This is a genomic window from Cellulosimicrobium cellulans (genome assembly GCF_006539945.1).
GTDB classification, from domain to species: Bacteria; Actinomycetota; Actinomycetes; order Actinomycetales; family Cellulomonadaceae; genus Cellulosimicrobium; species Cellulosimicrobium cellulans.
The window spans coordinates 33,921-54,362 of sequence record NZ_BJNZ01000004.1 but is presented as its reverse complement, the minus strand read 5'-3'; the positions used below and the strand labels follow the sequence as shown (position 1 = coordinate 54,362).

Here is a 20,442-nt window from a genome sequence, read left to right as displayed (position 1 = left end):
CGTCGGGACGGACGACTCACTCCTCGTCGTGCGCTCCCGGTCGCTCGATCCCCACCGTCGCCGTGACGGCCTTCCAGGCCGCATCGACACGGGCTGCGACCCGGTCACCGAGGGTACCGCTCCCACCGGTCAACGGCCCGGTCTCCAGGATCGCGCCGATCTCGGCCGCCAGCACCGGTGCCGCGAACGACGTCCCGCTCCACGTGCCGAAACCCCCCTCGAAGCTCTCGGGGTCGATCGTCCCGCGCACTCCCCCGAACCGGGTGTCGGGAAGCTGGAGCGACGGGGTCGTCGGGCCGTTGAGCGTCGTCGGGAACGTGCTGACGATCGCCGCGCCCGGCCGCAGCGTCGTCACCCACGGCCCCTCGTTGGTGAAGAGCGCGGTAGAGCCGTCCGGGTTGTGCGCCCCGACGGTGAGGATGGGCACGTAGTCGTGCGCCAGCTGCTCGTCCTCGACCACGACCGTGCTCGCGGTCCCCGAGACCTGCGGCGCGAAGGCCGCCGGATACATCGGTCGCGTCGAGCCGTCGTTGCCCGCGGCCACGACGACGACCACGCCCGCCTGGCGCAGTGCACGAAGGAGCGCGCGGAGCGGGACGTCGTAGGCCACGTCCTCGGGCTCCTCGTGGTAGTAGCCCATCGAGAGGACGGCGACATCGACGGGGAAGTAGCCGTCCACGCCCCGCAGACCGCGCAGGTGGAACCGCAGGAGCCGCCGCAGCGACTGGAGCACGTCCCACTCGGGCACCGTCCCGGAGCCGCCGAAGATCCGCACGGGCAGGATCGCGGCGTCTGGCGCGATCTGGTGGACCACGCCGGCGATGAACGTGCCATGACCGGCGATCGGGTCCAGCGGTCCGGTCAGCGGCGCCGACGACGCGCCCCCGTACTCGGCGTCATCCGCCGGACGCGGAGCGATCGGGAAGGTCCCGATCGGCTGACCGTCGAGCGTCGCGGAGCGCAGCACGACACCGTTGCCGTCGCCACGCGTCGGGTCCTCCGGGAAGTACTCGCCGAACCACGGGTGCGATCCCACGCCCGTGTCGAGCACGGCGACGACCGGTCGACGACGACCGGTGTCGTCCACGAGCGGGGAGTCACCGGCCGGCTTCCGGGGCGGGGCGCCGCCGAGCCGGCGCACGGGCGAGCGGCCACCGGTACCCGCCTGGCCGTACTCCGCGAGCCCTCGGACGGGGAGCGGGGTCGAGTAGGGCAAGGGGGTCGAGTAGGGCAACGGCGTCGAGTAGGGCAACGGGGTCGAGTAGGGCAACGGCGTCGAGTAGGGCAACGGCGTCGAGTACGGCAACGGCGTCGAGTACGGCGTGGCCGTCATGACGTGGTCGAGCGTGATCGTCGGCCCCTCCGGGTCGCTCGGGTCGAGAAGTCCGCCGAGCTCCTCCACGAGCTTCCACGCATCAGGGACCTCGTCGTGGTCGTCCGGGACGAGGCGCAGCGCGAACCCGTACCTGTCGTCGTCAGCGTGCTCCGGTCCCTCCGCGGCCACGTCGCCCAGTGCGCGGGCGACGGAGAGCGGGGCGCGGTCACCTGCCGTGTCGAGGGCCACCGACCACCCACGTCCTCTGGCCGCCTGCTCGACGGGCTGCAGGCCGCCGTCGCTCTCCGCGAACGCGACGAGCTCGTCGACGTCGGTGCGTCCGGAGACACGCTCGCGCAGGGCGCGGGGCGGCGGGCCCTGCACGATCAGGCGGTCCGCGACGTACCAGGTCGGGTTGAGCGGTCGTCGGCCGCGTCGCGGTCGCACGTCGATCGGGTCGAGGAACCGCATCGCGCGGCCGGCGTACGCGTCTGCGCCGGGAGCGGGAACATCGGGGGACTGGCTCACAGGAGGGCTCCAAACTCGTGGTTGAGGAAACACGCCGGGCGCGTGACGACGGCGTCACGGTCCTGGCGTCCGCGCGGCAGGGCACCGTCGCGCGGAGGGGCGAGGGGCGTGGTGAGGACGGACGGTCGTGCCGCGGGCTGCAGGGCGCCCGCGGCACGAGGTCGGCTACAGCTCGACGACCGGGGTGCTCACGGCGCCGCCGGCGCCGTCGGCGCGGCGCACGACGAGGCTGGCCGGGCCGCGGTCGACGGCGTCGAAGACGAAGCGGCCGTCGTCGTCGCTCGTCGTCTCGCTCACGGTGCCGGGGCGGTGCAGCTCGACGCGCAGCGCCGTGGCCGGCGCGGCCCAGCCGTCGATCCGGATGCGCCCGTCGTCGGTCGCCGACAGCGAGATCATGACCGTGACGGACTCGGACGTGAACGTGATGGTGCGCGCCTCGACGGGCGGTGCGTCGCCCCGCACGGACATCTCGGGGACCTGGACGTACTCCAGCTCCATGACCTCGGCCTCGAGACCCGCGAGGGTGATCGCGAAGAGCGACCGCTCCACGAGGCCGTCCGGCACGGGATCGATCTCCTCGGCGATGCGCGCCAGCTCCGCCAGCAGCGCGAGGTCGACGGCGTCGAGCGGCTCGTCGGGGCTGTGCGTCGGCTCGGTGCTCATGATGCTTCCCACGATTCCCCCTGGTCGTCGATGATGTCGCGCAGCTTGGCGAGGCAGCGGCCACGCGTGGAGCCGATGCTCCCGACCGGCATGCCGATCGCGGCCGAGATGGCCTTGTAGTCGGGGCGGTCGGCGAGCGACACCAGCCGCAGGAGCCGCCGGCAGCGGTCCGGCAGCTGGTCCAGCGCGGCCCACAGCGTGCGGTCGCGCTCGTTGCGGAGCACCTCGACGTCCGGCGTCGGATCTCCCGAGGGCAGCTCCGGCACGCCCTCCTCCGTGTCGTCGGGGAGCTCCGTGCGGCGCTTCGCCTCGTCGCGGTGCTTGCGCACGGCCTCCCATGCGGCGCGCTTGGCCGTGATGAGCAGCCACTTCAGGACGGCGTGCGGTTCCTTGATCGTCATCGCGTTGCGCACGAGCGCGACCCACACGGTCTGGACGATGTCGTCCGCCTGCTCGCGCTCGACGCCCTGGGCCCGCACCGTGTGCCACAGCAGCGGCGTCGCCTCGCGGACGAACTCGCCGAGGGCGTGGGGGCGACCGTCCCGGTACTCGAGGAGCGCGAACGCGCCCCGGTCCCCCAGGCTCAGGCCCGGTTCGCCGGTGTCGGCCACCTCGTCGGTCGTTCTCGTCATGGGGGGCACCGTCCTCGGCGCGCTCGTCCGGTCAGGCATCCGCGGGGGGCCCCCGGAAGCGCCTGATTCTAGGGCCGGGCCGGTGGGGTCGACAACCATCGTCACTGGTCACACCCCTCCTGGCTCGTGCGGCTGCGTCCCATCTCGCTCCTTCGACACGCGGGTCGGAGCGTCGGGCCGACACTCCTCCACCCGGACAAGAGGGACGGGTCGCCCGTCTGATACCTCCGTCGCCCACGGGTCCGCGCGACGCCGCCCACGGGCTCAGGATCGCCGTCGGGCCGGGTCGCCGTCTAGGTGTTCCCCCGTATGCGAGGCCCGGGAACTGCCGGGGAATCCCTCATGCCACAGCACGGCGCGGGCTCTTAGCGTGCAGACGACCCCTGCACCCACCGCGGGTGCGGACCGGCGGGCTGCGACGTCGCGACCCGCCCGAGCACGAGGAGCACTTCCGTGACACCAGTCCTCTCCCGCCGCACGCGCGGCCGCACCGGGCGCGCGCTGCGCGCCCTCGCCACCGTCGTCGCCGCCGCGACCGTCGCCGCGGGCGGCGCCCTCGCCGCCGCGCCCGCGACCGCGGCGCCCGCGCCGGCCGTCGCCGCACCTGCCGCCGCATCCGCGGGCAGCACCCAGTGGCTCACCGGCTACTGGCACAACTTCGACAACGGCTCGGTGACGATGCGCCTGTCGGAGATCCCGCAGGCGTACAACCTCGTCGCGATCGCCTTCGCCGACAACCTGACCGGCACGCCGGGCGGCATCACGTTCAACCTCTCGAGCGCCGAGCTCGGCGGCTACACCGAGGCGCAGTTCAAGGCCGACGTCGCGACGATCCGCTCGCAGGGCCGCAAGGTCGTGCTCTCCGTCGGAGGCGAGAAGGGCAACGTCATCGTCTCCAACGCGACGGAGGCCAAGAACTTCGCGGACACCGCGTACGGGCTCATGCAGGAGTACGGCTTCGACGGCGTCGACATCGACCTCGAGCACGGCATCAACGCGACGTACATGTCGAGCGCGCTGCACCAGCTCTCCGCGAAGGCCGGCCCGAGCCTCATCCTCACGATGGCGCCGCAGACCATCGACTACCAGGCGACGAGCATGGGGTACTACCAGCTCACCCTGGCGATCAAGGACATCCTCACGATCGTCAACACCCAGTACTACAACTCGGGCTCGATGATGGGCTGCAACCAGCAGGTCTACTCCCAGGGCACGGTCGACTTCCTCACCGCGCTGTCCTGCATCCAGCTCGAGATGGGCCTGCGCCCCGACCAGGTCGGCATCGGCGTGCCCGCGGTCCAGAAGGCCGCCGGGGGTGGCTACCAGCCGCTCGCCAACGTCGTGAAGGCCGTCGACTGCCTCGAGGTCGGCACCGGCTGCGGCGCCTTCAAGCCCGCGACGCCGTACGGCAAGATCGGCGGCGTCATGACGTGGTCGATCAACTGGGACAAGACGAACAGCTACCAGGTCGCGTCCGTCATCGGCTCGCGCCTCGCCAGCGGCCCGACCACGCCGACCGACCCCACGGACCCCACGGACCCGGGCACCTGCACCGCCCCGGCGTGGTCGGCGTCGGCCGTGTACACGGGTGGGAACCGCGTCTCCCACCAGGGCCGCGCCTACGAGGCCAAGTGGTGGACGACGAACGAGAACCCGACGCAGAGCGGACAGTGGGGCGTCTGGAAGGACCTCGGCGTCTGCTGACCCGATCGTCCGCCTGAGACGACGACGGCGCGGCACCCTCGCAGGGTGCCGCGCCGTCGTGCGTGGTGCGGGTGGTGGACCGCCCGCGGGAGGACTGCCGTCAGGCGGCGTCGTCCTCGAGCAGCTTCGTCGTCTTGGACTGGTCCAGCGGGATGCCGGGGCCCATCGTCGTCGTCAGAGTGGCCTTGGTGATGTAGCGGCCCTTCGAGGACGACGGCTTGAGACGCAGGACCTCTTCGAGGGCCGCCGCGTAGTTCTCCACGAGCGACTTCTCGTCGAACGAGACCTTGCCGATGATGAAGTGGAGGTTCGCGTGCTTGTCGACGCGGAACTCGATCTTGCCGCCCTTGATGTCGGACACGGCCTTCGCCACGTCCATCGTCACGGTGCCGGTCTTCGGGTTCGGCATGAGACCACGGGGGCCGAGCACCTTGCCCAGGCGGCCGACCTTGCCCATGAGGTCCGGCGTCGCCACGGCGGCGTCGAAGTCGGTGTAGCCACCGGCGACCTTCTCGATGAGGTCGTCGCCGCCGACCTCGTCGGCACCGGCCGCACGGGCCTCCTCCGCCTTCGCAGCGTTCGCGAAGACGATGACGCGGGCCGTCTTGCCCGTGCCGTGGGGCAGGTTGACCGTGCCACGGACCATCTGGTCCGCCTTGCGCGGGTCGACACCCAGGCGGAACACGACCTCGACGGTCGCGTCGTACTTCACGGTCGACGTCTCCTTGGCGAGGCGGATCGCCTCGAGCGGCGCGTAGAGACGCTCGCGGTCGATCTTCTCCTCGGCGTTGCGGTACGCCTTGCTGCGCGTTGCCATCTGCTTCTCCTTCTGCAGTCGTGGTCAGCGGGTCCGCGCGGACCCTGCCACCGTCGTCCGCGAGGTGCGGATCGACGTCGTGCCCGAGGCCGGCACGCGGTGCGTGCCGGCCTCATTCCGTTCCCGGGCGGCCGTGAGGCGCGCCGGGGACGAGGTCGTTCGTGGGCTGTTCAGCCCTCGACGGTGATGCCCATCGAGCGGGCCGTGCCGGCGATGATCTTCGACGCGGCGTCGAGGTCGTTCGCGTTGAGGTCCTCGAGCTTGGTCTGGGCGATCTCGCGCACCTGGTCGGCGGTGATCTTCGCGACCTTGACGGTGTGCGGCGTGGCCGAGCCCTTCTGCACGCCCGCGGCCTTCTTGATGAGCTCCGCGGCCGGCGGGGTCTTCGTCACGAACGTGAACGAACGGTCCTCGTAGACCGTGATCTCCACGGGGATGACGTTGCCGCGCTGCGACTCGGTCGCCGCGTTGTAGGCCTTGCAGAACTCCATGATGTTCACGCCGTGCTGACCGAGCGCGGGGCCGATCGGCGGGGCGGGCGTCGCCGCACCGGCCTGGATCTGGAGCTTGATGAGGCCGGAGACCTTCTTCTTGGGAGGCATGACTCTTCCCTGTCTTTCTTCTCGTGGACCGACGCCGTGGGCGATGACCCGGTTGCAGTGTTTCCTGAGGTGCTGCGCTCACGAACCGCACGGCCTGTGCCGTGCGGTTCGCGTCAGATCTTGGCGACCTGGTTGAACGACAGCTCGACCGGGGTCTCCCGGCCGAAGATGGAGACGAGGACCTTGAGCTTCTGGTTCTCGACGTTGATCTCGGAGATCGTGGCGGGCAGCGTGTCGAACGGGCCGTCCGTGACGGTGACCGACTCGCCGACCGTGAAGTCGACCTCGACGGGAGCCTTCGCGGTGGCCTGGGCAGGCTTGCCGGGCTCCGGGGCGGGTGCCAGCATCGGCGCGAGCATCGAGAAGACCTCGTCGAGCGTCAGCGGCACGGGCTGGTGGGTGTGGCCGACGAAGCCGGTGACACCGGGCGTGTGGCGCACGGCGCCCCACGACTCGTCGGTGAGGTCCATGCGGACGAGGACGTAGCCGGGGATGCGCACGCGTCGGACGATCTTCTTCTGCGCGTTCTTGATCTCGGCCACCTCCTCCATGGGCACCTCGATCTGGAAGATGTAGTCCTCCATGTTCAGGCTCTGGATGCGGTTCTCCAGGTTGGCCTTCACACGGTTCTCGTAGCCCGCGTAGGAGTGGATGACGTACCAGTCGCCGAGCTGCGTGCGCAGCGTGCGCTTGAACTCCGCGACCGGGTCCTCGATGACGTCGCCGTCCTCGTCGACCGGGCGCTCGTCCTCGGACGCCTCGTCCTCCGACACCTCGTCGTCCGACGCGTCCTCGTCCGCCTCGTCGTCCGAGGCGTCCTCGTCGACCGTCTCGTCAGCCTCGTCGACCGCCGGGACGTCCGTGGTCTCCTCGACGTCGTCCTGGGCACCCTCGGGCTGCGTCGGGTCGACGTTCTCCGTCTGGTCCAGCGACTCCTGGGACACGAACGAACCTGCTTTCTGACGAACTGCTCGATGACTTCTTCTGGAAGCGCCGACGGCGCCCCGAGGGGCGCCGGCTGCCGTGGTGAGGCCCGGCGTGACCGGGCGGAGGTGCGCTCGCTAGCCGAAGACCCACATGACGGCCTTGCCGATCCCGAGGTCGAGCACGGTCACGAAGGCCATGACCACGACCACGAAGACCAGGACCACCGTCGTGTAGGTGATGAGCTCCGAGCGCGTCGGCGTGACGACCTTGCGGAGCTCGGCGACCACCTGGCGCACGAAAAGGGCGATGCGCGCGAAGATGTTGGGCTTCTTGTCCGCGGACGGACCGCCCTTCTTCTTCACCTCGTCGGCGCGTGCGCCGCCTGCACCCACGGCCTCTGACGGCGATTCGCTCACTCGTTCTTCCCCATCGCTCACGTACGGGACCTGCTCGAACCCTCGGTGCGACCCGGTGCCGGGCCGCGCGCGGTTCCCGGGAAGGTCCCACGAGAGCCACGCCGTGCAGGGTAGACAGGACTCGAACCTGCAACCTGCGGTTTTGGAGACCGCTGCGCTACCAATTGCGCCACTACCCTTCGTGTCGACGACGCCGTACGAGCCCCCGGCACCGAGAAGGAAACACGTCTCTCGGGCGCGGACCAGCGTGGCGGGCGTCAACCACCGAGGGATCACTGTACGCGACGCGGGGCCCCTGGTCGAACCACCGTCCACCGATCGGTGGACACGGGGTCCGGACGAACGGCCGTCGCGGACGACGGGACCCTGCCGACAGGCTGGTCCCATGACGACGACACCCCTCTCCACCGGCTCCCGCGCCACCGGTCCCGGGTCGAGCGGCCCCGCCGTGGACGTGCGCGGCCTGCGCAAGCGCTACGGCGCCAAGCAGGCGGTCGACGACGTCGACCTGCGGGTCGAGCGCGGCGAGATCTTCGCCGTCCTCGGACCCAACGGCGCCGGCAAGACCACGACCGTCGAGATCCTCGAGGGCTTCCGGCGGCGCGACGCGGGCGAGGTCCGCGTGCTCGGCGAGGACCCGCAGACGGCGGGCCGCGCGTGGCGCTCGCGCATCGGGGTCGTGCTCCAGGACTCGCGGGACCAGGCCGAGCTCACGGTCGCCGAGATCGTCCGGCACTTCGCGACGTTCTACCCCGCGCCGCGCGACCCGGACGAGGTGATCGACGCCGTCGGGCTCCGGGAGAAGGCCCGGACCCGCACGCGCCAGCTCTCCGGCGGCCAGCGTCGGCGCCTGGACGTCGCGCTCGGCATCGTGGGGCGCCCGGAGCTGCTGTTCCTCGACGAGCCGACGACCGGGTTCGACCCGCAGGCGCGCCGCGCGTTCTGGGCGCTGGTCCGCTCGCTGCGCGAGGACGGCACGACGATCCTGCTCACCACCCACTACCTGGACGAGGCCGCCCAGCTGGCAGACCGTGCCGCCGTCGTGCGCGCGGGCCGGGTCGTCGCGCTCGACGCGCCCGACCGCCTCGGTGGCCCGGACGCGCGCCGGCCGGAGGTCCGTTGGCTCGACGACGGCGCCTGGCGGTCGGAGCGCACCGACTCCCCCACCGCGCTCGTCGCGTCCCTCGCCGCGCGGTACGCCGGGCCCGACGGCGAGGTCCCCGGCCTCGCGGTGACCCGCCCGAGCCTGGAGGACGTCTACCTCGAGCTCATCGGCGAGCCGGCCACGACGCCCGCCGCACCTGCCCGCCCGACCGCACCCGGTCCCCTCGACGCACCCGCCGAGGACCCCACGCCCGACGGCACGTCCGCCGTCGTCCCCGAGGAGGCCCGCCCGTGACCACCGCCCCGACCGCCGCCCGGTCCACGCGCTCCGGCCGACCCGCCGCCCTTCCCGGCGCCGGCCGGCTGGGGGTCGAGCGCACCCGTGCCGAGCTGCGTGCGTTCTTCCGCGAACGCGACGCCGTGATCTTCATCTTCACCTACCCGCTCATCATGCTCGCGATCTTCGCGACGGTGTTCGACGGGCAGGACCAGGGCACGGCCGCCTACTCCGTGCCGTTCGCGCAGTACTTCCTGCCCGGCATGATCGCGACCGGCGTCATGCTCACGAGCTTCCAGTCCCTCGCGATCTCGATCGCGGTCGAGCGCGACGACGGCTCGCTCAAGCGCCTGCGCTCCACCCCGCTGCCGCCGTCCGCGTACTTCTACGGCAAGATCGGGCTCGTCCTGCTGACGTCGGTCGTGCAGACCGGTCTGCTCCTCGTGCTCGCCGCGACGGTCTACGACGTCCCCATGCCGTGGGAGATGTCCGACGGCGGTGCGCGCCTCGCGACGTTCGCGTGGGTGTTCGTGCTCGGGTGCGCCACGGGCGCGGTGTGCGGCGTGGCCTTCTCGTCGCTGCCGCGGTCCGGCAAGTCGGCGACGGCGGTCGTCACGCCGGTCGTCCTCGTCCTGCAGTTCATCTCGGGCGTGTTCTTCGCGTTCTTCGCGCTGCCGTCCTGGATGCAGACCGTCGCGTCGCTGTTCCCCCTCAAGTGGATGGCGCAGGGCATGCGCTCGGTGTTCCTCCCCGAGCAGGCGGCGGCGCTCGAGCCGTCGGGGTCGTGGCAGCACGGCGCGACCGCTGCTGTACTGGTCGCATGGCTGGTCGTGGGGCTCGTGGTCGGTGCACGCTCGTTCCGGTGGCGGCGCCGTGACGACGGCTGAGACGCCGTCTCCGGGCGGGGCGGTCGCGGGGGTGGCCGACGGGACGTCCGCCGACGCCGCGACCGCCCAGCTCGACGGCACGTGGGCCCGCGACGTGCGCTGGTGGGACGTGGCGTTCTACGTCATCGTCGTGCTCAGCGGCCTCGCGCTGCTCGCGGCGGGCGTCAGCGGGAGGGCGCTGCTCGTGTCCCTGGCGGCGGTCGCGACGATCCTCGTGACCTACCTCGCCTGGGGGCGGCGGGCGGCGCGCACCCGCGACCAGGTGCCGGCCCACGCCTACCTCGTCGTCGCGATCGCGTGCACGCTCGTCGTCGTCGGGCAGGACGCTCTCGGCACGCTCCTGCTGTTCGCGGTGTTCACGCAGATCTGGATGCTGTCGGAGCACTTGTGGGCCCAGGTCGTGCTGTGCGTCGCGCTCGCGGCCGGCACGGCGCTCGCGCTCGCGTTCGACCCGCGGACGGGGCGGGTCGAGCCCGAGGAGCTCGCGAGCGCCGCGCCCCAGATGGGCGTGGCCCTGGCGTTCGCGCTGAGCCTCGGCCTGTGGACCGCGCACACGCTGCGGCAGTCGGAGCGCCACGCGCGGCTCGTCGACGAGCTGCGCGCCACGCAGGCCGAGCTGGGCCGCGCCTCCCACGAGGCGGGGGTGCTCGCCGAGCGCGCGCGCGTCGCCCAGGAGATCCACGACACGCTCGCCCAGGGGTTCACGAGCGTGGTGATGCTCGCCCAGGCCGCGAGCGCCGACCTCGACCGGGACGCCCCGGACGCGGCGCGCGAACGCCTGGCCCTCGTGGAGTCGACGGCGCGGGACAACCTCGCGGAGGCCCGCGCCCTCGTCGCCGCCTCCGCCCCCGCCCCGCTCCAGGGCGGCACCCTCAGCGAGGCGCTGCGCCGGCTCGCGGACCGGTTCGCGGAGGAGACCGGGACGCGCGTCGAGCTGACGGCGCCGGAGGCGTCGCGCCTGTCGAGCGCCGACGACGTCGTGCTGCTGCGCTCCGCCCAGGAGGCGCTCACGAACGTCCGGCGCCACGCGGACGCGTCCGCCGTGCGCGTCGACCTCCGGCAGGACCACGCGGGGACGGTGCTCGAGGTGACCGACGACGGGCGCGGCCTGCCTGCCGACGCGTCCGGCTTCACCGAGGGCTACGGCCTGCGGGGCATGCGGGAGCGCGTGGCCGCGGAGGGCGGGAGCCTCGAGGTGGGTCCGGCCCCGGGTGGCGGGACGCGCGTCGCGGTCCGCCTGCCCGCCGGCGCGTCGCCGGACCGACCGTCCACCGGCACGCGGGTGGCGACGCGGGCGGGGGACGCCCGATGAGCCCGGCCGGGAACGGCGTCGTCCGGGTGCTCGTCGTGGACGACCACCCGGTCGTGCGTTCGGGCATCATCGGCATGCTGGCCGCCGAGCCCGACCTGGAGGTCGTCGGCGAGGCGGGCGACGGCGAGCGGGCGGTCGCGCTCGCGGGCGAGCTGGCGCCCGACGTGGTGCTCATGGACCTGCGCATGCCCGTGCTCGACGGGGTCGGCGCGACGGCCGCCATCGTCGGCGCGCCGGGCCGCGGCGCGGGGCGCAGCGGCGCGGCGAGCCCCCCGCGGGTCGTCGTGCTCACGACGTACGAGACCGACGCGGACATCCTGCGCGCGGTCGAGGCCGGGGCGACCGGCTACCTGCTCAAGGACACGCCGCGCGACGAGCTCGTCGCAGGGGTGCGTGCCGCGGCGCGCGGGCAGACCGTGCTCGCGCCGAGCGTCGCGACCCGGCTCGTCACGTCGGTCCGCGGCACGGACCGGCTCACGGACCGGGAGATCGAGGTGCTGCGCCTCGTCGCGCGCGGGCTGTCGAACGCGGCCGTCGGGAGCGAGCTGTTCATCACGGAGGCGACGGTGAAGACCCACCTGCTCCGCGCGTTCGCCAAGCTCGGCGTCGACGACCGGACCGCCGCGGTCACGGTCGCCATGCAGCGCGGGTTCCTCACCGGGACCTGACCGGCGTCCGGCGTGACGGGGCCCGTGCAGGGGGCGCGCCGCCGTCGGGATCCCGCCCGTGCGCGACGGCGCGGGCCGGGTCCGCGTGACAGACTCCCGGTGTGCGAGACCTGGCGACGCTTCCCAAGGCCCACCTGCACCTGCACTTCACCGGGTCGATGCGCCCGGAGACGCTGCGCGACCTCGCCGCGCAGTACGGCGTGCGGCTCCCCCACGCGCTCGTCGACGGCGACCCGCTCCGGCTCCCCCCGACCGAGCGGGGCTGGTTCCGGTTCCAGCGCCTCTACGACGCCGCGCGCGCGTGCGTGCGCTCCGAGGCCGACATGCGCCGCATCGTGCTCGAGGCCGCGCAGGACGACGCCGCGGAGGGGTCGGGCCGGCTCGAGATCCAGGTGGACCCGACGTCGTACGCGCCGTTCGTCGGCGGCATCACCCCGGCCGTGGAGATCGTGCTCGACGCGGCGCGGTCCGCGAGCGCCGCGACGGGGACGGAGGTCGCCGTCGTCGTCGCGGCGTCGCGCATGCGGCACCCGCTGGACGCGCGCACGCTCGCGCGCCTCGCGGCGCAGTACGCGGGCGAGGGCGCGGGCGAGGTCGTGGGGTTCGGCCTGAGCAACGACGAGCGCCGCGGGGACACGGCGGAGTTCGCGCGCGCGTTCGCGATCGCGCGCCGGGCGGGGCTCGCGTCCGTGCCGCACGGCGGCGAGCTGCTCGGGCCGGCGCACGTGCACGAGGTGGTGCGCGAGCTCGTCCCCGACCGGCTCGGCCACGGCGTGCGGTCCGCGGAGGACCGGCGCGTGCTGGACGACGTCGTGGACCGCGGGATCGCGCTCGAGGTGTGCCCCGCGTCCAACGTCTCCCTCGGGGTCTACGAGGACGCCGGGCAGGTGCCGCTCGGGGCGCTCGTCGACGCCGGCGCCCGCGTCGCGCTCGGCGCCGACGACCCGCTCCTGTTCGGGTCGCGGCTCGTCGCGCAGTACGAGGCCGCACGCCATGAGCACGGGTTCGCGGACGACGAGCTGGCCGCGCTCGCGCGGTCGTCGATCCGGGCTAGTCGCGCGTCGAGCGGCACGAAGCAGCGTCTGCTGGCCGGCGTGGACGACTGGCTCGCGGCGGGCTGACGGCCGCCCTCTTCTCATGTGCGTCTCATCCTGCTCTCCGATACTGGCCTCATGACTCGTCGGACCGTCGCGTGGCTCGTGGGGGCGCTCGTGCTGGTGCTCGGGGGTGCGGCCGCCGCCGGCGCGCTGGCTTCGCGCCCGCAGGACCGCGAGGTCGGGGGCGCCGTGGTCGTGACGCCCGCACCCACGACCCCCGCCCCGACGACCACCGGCGACCCGTCGCCGACCTCCTCGCCCGACGACGATGACGACGAGGACGACGACCGTGTGACGCCCGCCCCGCCGTCGAGCGACGACGATGACGACGATGACGACGACCACGACGACGGGTCGGGCGACGACGACGGGGACGACCGCAGCGGCTCCGACCAGGGCGACGGATGAGCCCCCGGGCGCGCCGCGCCGGGCTGACCGTCCGCACCCGCATGCTCGCGGCGTTCCTCGGCCTCTCCGCCCTGGCTCTGCTGCTCGCGGGCGGCGCCGCCTGGTTCCTGCAGCGCGGCCAGATCGACGCGCGCATCGACGAGAGCCTCCACCGCAGCGCGACGGAGCTGAAGCGGCTCGCCGACTCCGGCGTCAACCCGGTGACGGGCGAGCCGTTCACGTCCGCCGAGGACGTGGTCGTCGCCTCGATCCAGCTCACCGTCCCGGCGCACAACGAGGGCATCCTCGGGCTCCGCGAGGGCCGCACGCCGCTCGTCTCGCAGCAGGACGTGCGGCTGCGGCTCGAGGACGACCCGGAGCTCGTCGCCGCGCTCGCGCCGCTCGTCGCGGGGGACGACGTCGTGCTGCGCTCCCCGCGGACCGCGACGGCGGACTACCGCGCCCTCGTCGCTCCGGTGCAGTCCGTCGGCGGTGCGGGCGCCGCCGCGGACCAGGCGCCCGCGGCGCTCGTGCTCGCGTACGACCGCACGGCCGAGCACGCCGAGTTCGCGCAGGTCTTCCGGACCTACGCCGTCGTCGCGCTCGGGGCGCTCGTGCTCATCGGCGTCGTGGGCTGGGTCGTCGCGGGGCGCCTGCTCCAGCCGATCCGGACGCTCTCGCGCACCGCGCAGCGCATCGGCGACACGGACCTGTCCGCCCGCATCCCCGTGACCGGCAACGACGACCTCTCGGACCTGTCGCGCACCGTGAACGGCATGCTCGACCGGCTCGAGGGGTCGTTCGATTCGCAGCGACGCCTCATCGACGACGTCGGGCACGAGCTGCGCACACCGCTCACCGTGGTGCGTGGCCACCTCGAGCTCATGGACCCGCGCGACGCCGCCGACGCGGCCGAGACGCGCGACCTCGCGCTCGACGAGCTCGACCGCATGAACCGCCTCGTGGACGACCTCGTGACGCTCGCGACCGCCGGCCGCCCCGACTTCGTCCGCCCCGGCGACACCGACCTCGGTCGTCTCCTCGACGACGTGCACGACAAGGTCCGCACCCTCGGCGACCGCCGCTGGCTCGTCGACGCGCGCGTCGACGTCGCGGTCCTCGCGGACGGGCAGCGCCTCACCCAGGCGCTCCTCCAGCTCGCGGCGAACGCGGTGAAGTTCTCGGCGCCCGGCTCGGTCGTCGCGCTCGGCTCGGCCGTCTCCGACGACGGCGCGCACGTGCGCGTGTGGGTCCGCGACGAGGGCGTCGGGATCGCGCCCGAGCAGCAGGAGCGGATCTTCGAGCGCTTCGCCCAGGCGACGACGCCGGGCTCGACCCACCCCGAGGGCGCGGGGCTGGGGCTCGCGATCGTCGCGGCGATCGCCGCGGGGCACGGCGGCCGGGTGCTCGTCGCGTCGACGCCCGGCGTCGGGTCGACGTTCACGCTCGACCTCCCGCTCGCCCCGGTCGCGGGCCCGTCCTCCGGGGTACCTGCGGACACCGTCGGGCCGCACGCTCCCGCGCTCGACGGGCGGCACGGACAGGCACCGGGGGCGCTCACCGCGCCGACCGTGCCGAGCGCACCGTCAGCCGCGACCCCCTCGCTGCCCCCGCCGGCCTCCGGGCCCGCGCCGGGCGCGCCGCCCGCCGTCGGGCCGGACGACCAGCACCCACCCGCGCACCCCGCCCCCGACGGAAGGACCACCCGGTGAGCCAGATCCTCGTCGCGGAGGACGAGACCCGCATCGCGTCGTTCGTGGCGAAGGGCCTGCGCTCCGCGGGCTACGCCAGTACGACCGTCGCGACGGGGCGGGAGGCGTTCGACCTCGCCAGCACGGGCGACTTCGCGCTGCTCGTGCTCGACCTGGGCCTGCCCGACCAGGACGGCTTCACCGTGCTGCGCCGCCTGCGGGAGACGGGCAACCCGATCCCCGTCGTCATCCTCACCGCGCGCACGTCGGTCACGGACACCGTCGCGGGGCTCGAGGGCGGCGCCGACGACTACATGGCCAAGCCGTTCCGGTTCGAGGAGCTGCTCGCGCGCATCCGGCTGCGCCTGCGCACCGAGCCCACCGGTGAGGTCACGACGCTCACGCACGGCGCTCTCAGCCTCGACCTGCGCACGCGCCGCGCGCGCACCGCGGACCGCGAGGTCGATCTCTCGGCGCGCGAGTTCGCCCTCGCCGAGGCGTTCCTGCGCAACCCGGGCCAGGTGCTCAGCCGCGAGCAGCTCCTGTCGCGCGTGTGGGGGTACGACTTCGACCCCGGCTCCAACGTCGTCGACGTCTACGTGCGCTACCTGCGCAACAAGCTCGGCGCCGAGCACTTCGTCACCGTGCGCGGCATGGGCTACCGGCTGGCCGACGCCACCCGCTGACGCGACGAACCCGGGCCTGCGGGTCACGAGGTGGTCCCTCGTGACCCGCGGACCCGGGTTCGGGCCGTCGCGCGGCTCGACAGCCGGGCGCCGAGGTCAGTCGGCCGACTGCGGCGACGGCGGCGTGACCGGGCTGGGCGGCGTGTTCGGCGTCTGCGGCGTGTTCGGGGTGTTCGCCGTCGGCGGCGTGTTGGGCGTGTTCGGCGTCTGGCTCGTCACGGCCGAGCCGGACGTGTTCGCCGAGCCGGCCGTGTTCGGGGAGGCGGACGTGTTCGCCGTGACCGTCGTGATCGACGACCCGTTCTGCACGTCGGTCGGGCTCGGGGTCGCGGACGTCGCCGGCGCGTCGGTCGGCGTGCTCGACGACGTGCTCACCTGGACCGACGGCGAGACGGTCGCCGGCTCCGGGGCGTCGAACGCGCCCTGCGCGGTGGCCACCGTGGCCCCGAGACCGACCGCGCCGAGCGCCCCGGTGACGATCCATGCGCTGCGTGCCTTCATGATCCTTCTCCTTCGTCCGATGGTGCGCACGACCCCTCGGCCGTGCATGTTCTGAGCCTCGCGCTCACGCGTGAGATGCCGAGGAGGCGCCGATGAGAGTGCTCTCAGGAACGGGGACGGGCTCGTCGGCGACCGTCCCGGGGGCCGCGTCCAGCAGCCCCTCCGCGACCCGCAGCCACGCGTCGGCGAGGTCGTGCGACGCCGCGCCCGTCGTGAGGGACAGCACGACGCCGGCCGCCCGCGTCCGCAGGGCCGCCGCGTCGACGCTCTCGTCGAACACGGCCAGGCACCGCTCGACGAGCGCCCCCACACCGCCGTACACCGTCGGCGCGAGGGACGGCAGCACGGCCAGGTGCGCGACGAGGCACGCGAGGTCGTCCACGCGGTGCCCCGGGCCGAGCGTGTCGACGTCGAGCAGGACGCCGACCCGGACGCGTCCCCCCGAGGCAGGGTCGCCGGGTGCCGCCAGGACGTCGAGCAGGACGTTCGCCTCGTAGAAGTCGCCGTGGGTCGCGACGACCGGACCGGCGTCGCGCGTCGCGACGGCCGTCCGGACCGCGCGCGCGACGCGGTCCACCCGGGCGGCGTCGAGCCCGTGCACCGCGAGCGCCGACGCCGCGTAGTGCTCGACGCGCTCGGCCCACGCCGGGCGGCGGTGCAGGGTCGTCGCGCGCGCCGGGAGGGCGTCGAGCGCTCGGAGGAGCTCGCGCGGGTCGATCGCGCCGGGCTGGTCGTGCGGGTCGAGCGCCGCGAGGTGCTGCGCGAGCGACGGGCCGTGCGCCTCCTCGAGGACGACCACGCCGTCGTCGTCCCACGCGAGGCAGCGCGGGGCGCTCACGATGGTGGTCCGGAACAGGTCGTGCCGCCGGACGAGCGCGCGCGCCCTGTCCGGCCGGACCACCTTGACGTAGACCGTGCGCGAGGACGTCCGCGCGCGCAGCACCGCGCGCCGCAGCGGGCGGTAGGCGACCATCGTCACCGACTCGACGGCCTCGCCGGGCGCGAGCGCCCCGGCGTCCGTGAGGCGGCGCGTGAGCTCGCCCGCGTCGCACGCCGCGACGAGGCCGGGCAGCATCGGGTCGGCGGGGTGCCGCCACACGTGCACGGCGCGCGGGCCGTCCGCGAGGCGGACCACGCCGGGTCCGACCGCGTCCGGCGAGAGGGGCGCCGTCGTCGCGAGCAGGTACTCGGCGGCGCCGACCGTGGCGGGCCCCGCGTCGGGCCGGGCCGGGAGCGCCCGGCGCGCGACGACGTCGTACCCGACGGTGACCTCCGCGCCGGGACGTGCGTGCACCTGGTGGACGCGCCACGTGTCGAGGCTCGCGCCGTCGGCGCCGAGCGCCACGGCCAGCAGCTCCCCCGCCTCGGGGGCGGTGAGCAGGTCGAGCCAGTCGCGCTGGTCGGGCGCGGGAGGGGCGAGCGTCATGAGCCCAGCGCACCGCACGCACGTGGACCGGCGGTGAGACGTGCATGAGAGACCTCTCATGCGCGGCACCGGACGGCTCGGCGCCCGGCGGGTCTTGACCGGGCCGGGCCGCCGTGGGAATGTACTGACGTGTTGATACAAACATCGTCCGAGGAGCCGCAGGGCGTCGACCTCTTCCTCCCGGCGGGCTACGACCTGCTGTGGAGCGGTGCCGTGCTCGTCGGGCTCGTGGGGCTCGGCGTCGCCGTCGTGCTGATCGTCCGGGCGGCGACTCGCCCGACCGAGCCCTCGATCCACGGGCTCGCCCGGGAGGACCCCGTACGCCGCGCCGCCCGTCGGCACGCGACCACGGTGAGCGCCGCCGCCGTCACGGCGGCGCTCCTCGTCGGCGCGGTCGTCGCCCAGGCCGCCGCGACCGCGGTCGGCGGTCTCGCCGAGGGCGTGCTCGTGGGGCTCTCCCCCGCGGTCGTCGGCCTGACCTTCCTCGGCGCGCACGCCGTCGGCGAGCGCACCTGGCCGCGCCAGCGGACCGCCGTCCGCGCGGCCACGCTGCGGCCGCGGACCGTCGCCGACGTCGCACCCCGGGGCCTGCGTCGCCTCACCGGGTCGCTCGGGGCGCTCGTCGTGCTGCTCGCGGTGGTCGGCGCGCTCACGGCGGGCGACGACGGGCGGTCGGTGACGCGCGTCGCGGTCGACTCGGCCTCGACCGCGAGCCCCTACCCCGGCGCCTTCTACGGCGTGTGGCTCGCGCTCGCGGCCGTGCTGGTCGTCGCGGGCGCCGAGGGCGTGCTGCGCCTCGTCGCGCGCCGCCCGGCGGTCGCGCAGGTCGACGAGGCGTGGGACGTCGCCCTGCGACGCGCGTCGGCGCACCGCGTCCTGCGTGGCGCGCAGCTCGCGCTCGGGCTGACGGCCGCGGGGATGCTCGGCGTCGGTGCGAACGCCGCGGCACGCGTGGGCTACCCGGGCGCGGTCGTCCTCGTGGTCGTCGCGGTCGGGCTGGCGCTGGCGGCGATCGCGGTCGCCGTGCGGGCCGCCCCGGACCCGGACGCCTGGGCGGACGGGCACGCGAGCGCGCCGACCGGGGCGGGGCGCGGCCGTGCCACCGGCTGAGCTGCGCGTCGAGATCGACCTGCGGTCGGGTCTCGCGCCGTACGAGCAGATCCGCCGCCAGGTCGTCGCGCACGTCGCCGCGGGGCGCCTCCGCGTGGGCGACCGGCTCCCGACGATCCGTGCCCTCGCCACCGACCTCGGGCTCGCACCGGGGACCGTGGCCCGCGCGTACCGCGAGCTCGAGGCGGCGGGGGTCGTGACGACGCGGCGCCGGGCCGGGACCGTCGTGTCCGACGGCGTCTCCCCCACCGACGTCGCAGCGCGCCACGCCGCGCACGAGCTCGTCCGCGCCGGCCGCGAGGCCGGGCTGTCCGACGACGAGATCCTCGACGTCGTGCGCGGGGCGCTGCTCCACGAGCAGCCCGGGGGCGGACCCGCCGCGGGCTGAGCCGGCGCGAGGCTGCGCCGCCGAGGGACCGCCCGCGCGGGCGACCTCGCCGTGCCGGCCGTCGCCGGCGTCGGGACGGGCTGCACGGCGCGCGCGTCACGACAGGGTCACGATCCCACGACAGGCGCCGACGTCGGGCATCCTGCCGCGGAGCGGGGCGCATGATGGTGCTCCGCGGCGGACGCCGCAGCACACACGAGGGGGACCAGGTGGAGGACGGAGCTTCGGCGGGCGCACGGACGGGCGCGGAGGCGCGCGCGACAGCAGGACCCGTGACGGGCGCCGCGACCGCCGCGCGGGGTGGCGGCCGGGGACGGAACCCGGTGGGTCGCCGTCCGCGGACGACGGCGCGGGCGGCGGTGGGCGCACTGGTGGCGGCGCTGGTGCTCGCAGGCTGCCAGGCCGGGCTGCCGGACCTCGAGCCGGGCCGGACGCCGTCGGCCACCGCCGACGGGCCCACGACCACCGAGCCCGCGAGCCCCAGCCCGACGCCGACCGCTCCCGAGCCGACCGAGACGCCGGAGCCCGAGCCGACCCCGGACCCGACACCGACCGAGGCACCCGCGCCGAGCGCGCCCCCGCCCGCCCCGGAGCCGACCCCCGAGCCGCCGCCCGCACCCGTCGAGCTGGCTCGCGGCGCGACCGGCGAGCGCGTCGTCGCGCTCCAGCAGCGCCTCGCCGACCTCGGCTACTTCATCGGCGCGCCCGACGGCGACTTCGGCGGTGGCACGCAGCAGGCCGTGTGGGCTCTCCAGAAGGCCGCCGGGCTCTCGCGCGACGGCGTCGTGGGCCCCGCGACGCAGGCCGCGCTCGACGAGGGCGTCACGCCCCAGCCGCGCAGCGGGTCGGGCAAGGTCATCGAGATCGACCTCGACCGTCAGCTCCTGCTCGCCGTCGAGGACGGCCGGGTCGTCACGGTGGTCAACGCGTCGTCGGGCAACGGCGAGTCGTACGAGGCGAAGGGCCGCACCTACCGTGCGGGCACGCCGCGCGGCGAGTTCCGCGTGGGTCGGCAGGTCGACGGCAACCACTCGTCGAGCCTCGAGCTCGGCGACATGTGGCGCCCCAAGTTCTTCACGGGCGGCATCGCGGTGCACGGCTCGGGCTCGATCCCGCCGTGGCCCGCGTCCCACGGCTGCGTGCGCGTCGCGAACTCGGCGATGAACTGGCTCTGGGACTCCTGGCACGCCGACCCGGGCACGACGGTCCTCGTCTACTGACCTCTCCCCGCCCAGCGCTGAGTGCATGAAATAGTCGCGCCGGACGCGCCCGGACCCGACTATTTCATGCACTCAGCGCGGCAC

21 protein-coding genes and 1 tRNA gene are annotated in these 20,442 nt (G+C 74.3%); 13 read left to right on the top strand and 9 right to left on the bottom strand.

The genetic code is table 11. The features are described from left to right. Positions 1-16: 16 nt before the first annotated feature. From CCE02nite_RS04275 to CCE02nite_RS04265, 3 genes are all read right to left on the bottom strand, one after another. Positions 17-1,843, bottom strand: coding sequence for a S8 family serine peptidase (locus tag CCE02nite_RS04275; protein ID WP_141388472.1), 1,827 nt, complete (start codon positions 1,841-1,843; stop codon positions 17-19). A gap of 165 nt (positions 1,844-2,008) precedes the next feature. Beyond that, a complete protein-coding gene (locus CCE02nite_RS20390) occupies positions 2,009-2,506 on the bottom strand; it encodes a hypothetical protein (protein ID WP_170227215.1) in 498 nt (165 codons plus the stop codon). Beyond that, entirely contained in the window at positions 2,503-3,138 is a 636-nt protein-coding gene (locus tag CCE02nite_RS04265) for an RNA polymerase sigma factor (RefSeq protein ID WP_141388471.1), read from the bottom strand. The genes CCE02nite_RS20390 and CCE02nite_RS04265 overlap by 4 nt, the downstream gene beginning before the upstream one ends. A 453-nt stretch (positions 3,139-3,591) precedes the next feature. On the opposite strand from CCE02nite_RS04265, the gene CCE02nite_RS04260 reads away from it, so the two are divergent. Continuing rightward, positions 3,592-4,842, top strand: coding sequence for a glycosyl hydrolase family 18 protein (locus CCE02nite_RS04260; protein ID WP_218027023.1), 1,251 nt, complete (start codon positions 3,592-3,594; stop codon positions 4,840-4,842). 100 nt (positions 4,843-4,942) lie between these two features. Here CCE02nite_RS04260 and rplA read toward each other — a convergent pair whose 3' ends face one another. From rplA to CCE02nite_RS04235, 5 genes are all read right to left on the bottom strand, one after another. Then, a complete protein-coding gene (rplA, locus tag CCE02nite_RS04255; protein ID WP_141388470.1) occupies positions 4,943-5,659 on the bottom strand; it encodes a 50S ribosomal protein L1 in 717 nt (238 codons plus the stop codon). Positions 5,660-5,829: 170 nt separating this feature from the next. Continuing rightward, positions 5,830-6,261 carry a 50S ribosomal protein L11 gene (gene rplK, locus CCE02nite_RS04250; protein WP_047233799.1) on the bottom strand — a complete coding sequence of 144 codons (432 nt, stop codon included), beginning with the start codon at positions 6,259-6,261 and terminating at the stop codon, positions 5,830-5,832. A 113-nt stretch (positions 6,262-6,374) separates the two neighbouring features. Further along, entirely contained in the window at positions 6,375-7,205 is an 831-nt protein-coding gene (gene nusG, locus CCE02nite_RS04245) for a transcription termination/antitermination protein NusG (RefSeq protein WP_141388469.1), read from the bottom strand. A gap of 117 nt (positions 7,206-7,322) precedes the next feature. Beyond that, positions 7,323-7,550: a preprotein translocase subunit SecE gene (gene secE, locus CCE02nite_RS04240; protein ID WP_052877722.1), complete on the bottom strand. Its 228-nt coding sequence runs from the start codon at positions 7,548-7,550 to the stop codon at positions 7,323-7,325. Between the two features lie 160 nt (positions 7,551-7,710). Next, positions 7,711-7,783 (bottom strand) — tRNA-Trp (locus tag CCE02nite_RS04235). 206 nt (positions 7,784-7,989) lie between these two features. Between CCE02nite_RS04235 and CCE02nite_RS04230 the strand changes: the two genes are divergently transcribed. The 9 genes from CCE02nite_RS04230 to CCE02nite_RS04190 all read left to right on the top strand — a co-directional run bounded on the left by CCE02nite_RS04230 (position 7,990) and on the right by CCE02nite_RS04190 (position 16,269). Next, positions 7,990-9,003: an ABC transporter ATP-binding protein gene (locus CCE02nite_RS04230; RefSeq protein ID WP_141388468.1), complete on the top strand. Its 1,014-nt coding sequence runs from the start codon at positions 7,990-7,992 to the stop codon at positions 9,001-9,003. Continuing rightward, complete coding sequence (locus tag CCE02nite_RS04225; RefSeq protein ID WP_141388467.1) at positions 9,000-9,872, top strand: ABC transporter permease; 873 nt, start codon at positions 9,000-9,002, stop codon at positions 9,870-9,872. The genes CCE02nite_RS04230 and CCE02nite_RS04225 overlap by 4 nt, the downstream gene beginning before the upstream one ends. Further along, positions 9,859-11,184, top strand: a complete 1,326-nt coding sequence (locus CCE02nite_RS04220; RefSeq protein ID WP_255318627.1) for a histidine kinase — start codon at positions 9,859-9,861, stop codon at positions 11,182-11,184. The genes CCE02nite_RS04225 and CCE02nite_RS04220 overlap by 14 nt, the downstream gene beginning before the upstream one ends. Beyond that, a complete protein-coding gene (locus CCE02nite_RS04215; RefSeq protein ID WP_141388466.1) occupies positions 11,181-11,852 on the top strand; it encodes a response regulator in 672 nt (223 codons plus the stop codon). Before CCE02nite_RS04220 ends, CCE02nite_RS04215 begins: the two co-directional genes overlap by 4 nt. Before the next feature lie 101 nt (positions 11,853-11,953). After that, positions 11,954-12,973, top strand: coding sequence for an adenosine deaminase (locus tag CCE02nite_RS04210; protein WP_141388465.1), 1,020 nt, complete (start codon positions 11,954-11,956; stop codon positions 12,971-12,973). A 51-nt stretch (positions 12,974-13,024) separates the two neighbouring features. Next, positions 13,025-13,357 (top strand): hypothetical protein, encoded by a 333-nt coding sequence (locus tag CCE02nite_RS04205; RefSeq protein WP_141388464.1) that lies wholly within the window; start codon positions 13,025-13,027, stop codon positions 13,355-13,357. Continuing rightward, on the top strand, positions 13,354-15,048 hold the full coding sequence (locus CCE02nite_RS04200) for a sensor histidine kinase (RefSeq protein ID WP_255318626.1): 1,695 nt from the start codon (positions 13,354-13,356) through the stop codon (positions 15,046-15,048). Before CCE02nite_RS04205 ends, CCE02nite_RS04200 begins: the two co-directional genes overlap by 4 nt. Beyond that, positions 15,045-15,713, top strand: coding sequence for a response regulator transcription factor (locus CCE02nite_RS04195; RefSeq protein ID WP_141388463.1), 669 nt, complete (start codon positions 15,045-15,047; stop codon positions 15,711-15,713). The genes CCE02nite_RS04200 and CCE02nite_RS04195 overlap by 4 nt, the downstream gene beginning before the upstream one ends. A gap of 40 nt (positions 15,714-15,753) precedes the next feature. Further along, positions 15,754-16,269: a hypothetical protein gene (locus CCE02nite_RS04190; RefSeq protein WP_141388462.1), complete on the top strand. Its 516-nt coding sequence runs from the start codon at positions 15,754-15,756 to the stop codon at positions 16,267-16,269. Positions 16,270-16,278: 9 nt separating this feature from the next. Here the strand turns inward: CCE02nite_RS04190 and CCE02nite_RS04185 are convergent, their stop codons facing one another. Further along, positions 16,279-17,640, bottom strand: coding sequence for an aminoglycoside phosphotransferase family protein (locus CCE02nite_RS04185; RefSeq protein WP_141388461.1), 1,362 nt, complete (start codon positions 17,638-17,640; stop codon positions 16,279-16,281). 129 nt (positions 17,641-17,769) lie between these two features. Here CCE02nite_RS04185 and CCE02nite_RS04180 point away from each other — a divergent pair, with 129 nt between their 5' ends. The 3 genes from CCE02nite_RS04180 to CCE02nite_RS04170 all read left to right on the top strand — a co-directional run bounded on the left by CCE02nite_RS04180 (position 17,770) and on the right by CCE02nite_RS04170 (position 20,358). Further along, positions 17,770-18,750, top strand: coding sequence for a hypothetical protein (locus CCE02nite_RS04180; RefSeq protein WP_141388460.1), 981 nt, complete (start codon positions 17,770-17,772; stop codon positions 18,748-18,750). Beyond that, positions 18,737-19,138, top strand: coding sequence for a GntR family transcriptional regulator (locus CCE02nite_RS04175; protein WP_170227214.1), 402 nt, complete (start codon positions 18,737-18,739; stop codon positions 19,136-19,138). The genes CCE02nite_RS04180 and CCE02nite_RS04175 overlap by 14 nt, the downstream gene beginning before the upstream one ends. Before the next feature lie 359 nt (positions 19,139-19,497). Next, on the top strand, positions 19,498-20,358 hold the full coding sequence (locus CCE02nite_RS04170; protein WP_304363323.1) for a L,D-transpeptidase family protein: 861 nt from the start codon (positions 19,498-19,500) through the stop codon (positions 20,356-20,358). Positions 20,359-20,442: the final 84 nt, after the last annotated feature.

Bases quoted from the DNA above. Each gene is read 5' to 3' on its own strand.
- CCE02nite_RS04215 (WP_141388466.1), top strand. From the start codon at position 11,181: ATGAGCCCGGCCGGGAACGGCGTCGTCCGGGTGCTCGTCGTGGACGAC.
- rplA (WP_141388470.1), bottom strand. From the start codon at position 5,659: ATGGCAACGCGCAGCAAGGCGTACCGCAACGCCGAGGAGAAGATCGAC.
- rplK (WP_047233799.1), bottom strand. From the start codon at position 6,261: ATGCCTCCCAAGAAGAAGGTCTCCGGCCTCATCAAGCTCCAGATCCAG.
- CCE02nite_RS04200 (WP_255318626.1), top strand. From the start codon at position 13,354: ATGAGCCCCCGGGCGCGCCGCGCCGGGCTGACCGTCCGCACCCGCATG.
- CCE02nite_RS04230 (WP_141388468.1), top strand. From the start codon at position 7,990: ATGACGACGACACCCCTCTCCACCGGCTCCCGCGCCACCGGTCCCGGG.
- CCE02nite_RS04185 (WP_141388461.1), bottom strand. From the start codon at position 17,640: ATGACGCTCGCCCCTCCCGCGCCCGACCAGCGCGACTGGCTCGACCTG.
- CCE02nite_RS20390 (WP_170227215.1), bottom strand. From the start codon at position 2,506: ATGAGCACCGAGCCGACGCACAGCCCCGACGAGCCGCTCGACGCCGTC.
- CCE02nite_RS04205 (WP_141388464.1), top strand. From the start codon at position 13,025: ATGACTCGTCGGACCGTCGCGTGGCTCGTGGGGGCGCTCGTGCTGGTG.
- CCE02nite_RS04265 (WP_141388471.1), bottom strand. From the start codon at position 3,138: ATGACGAGAACGACCGACGAGGTGGCCGACACCGGCGAACCGGGCCTG.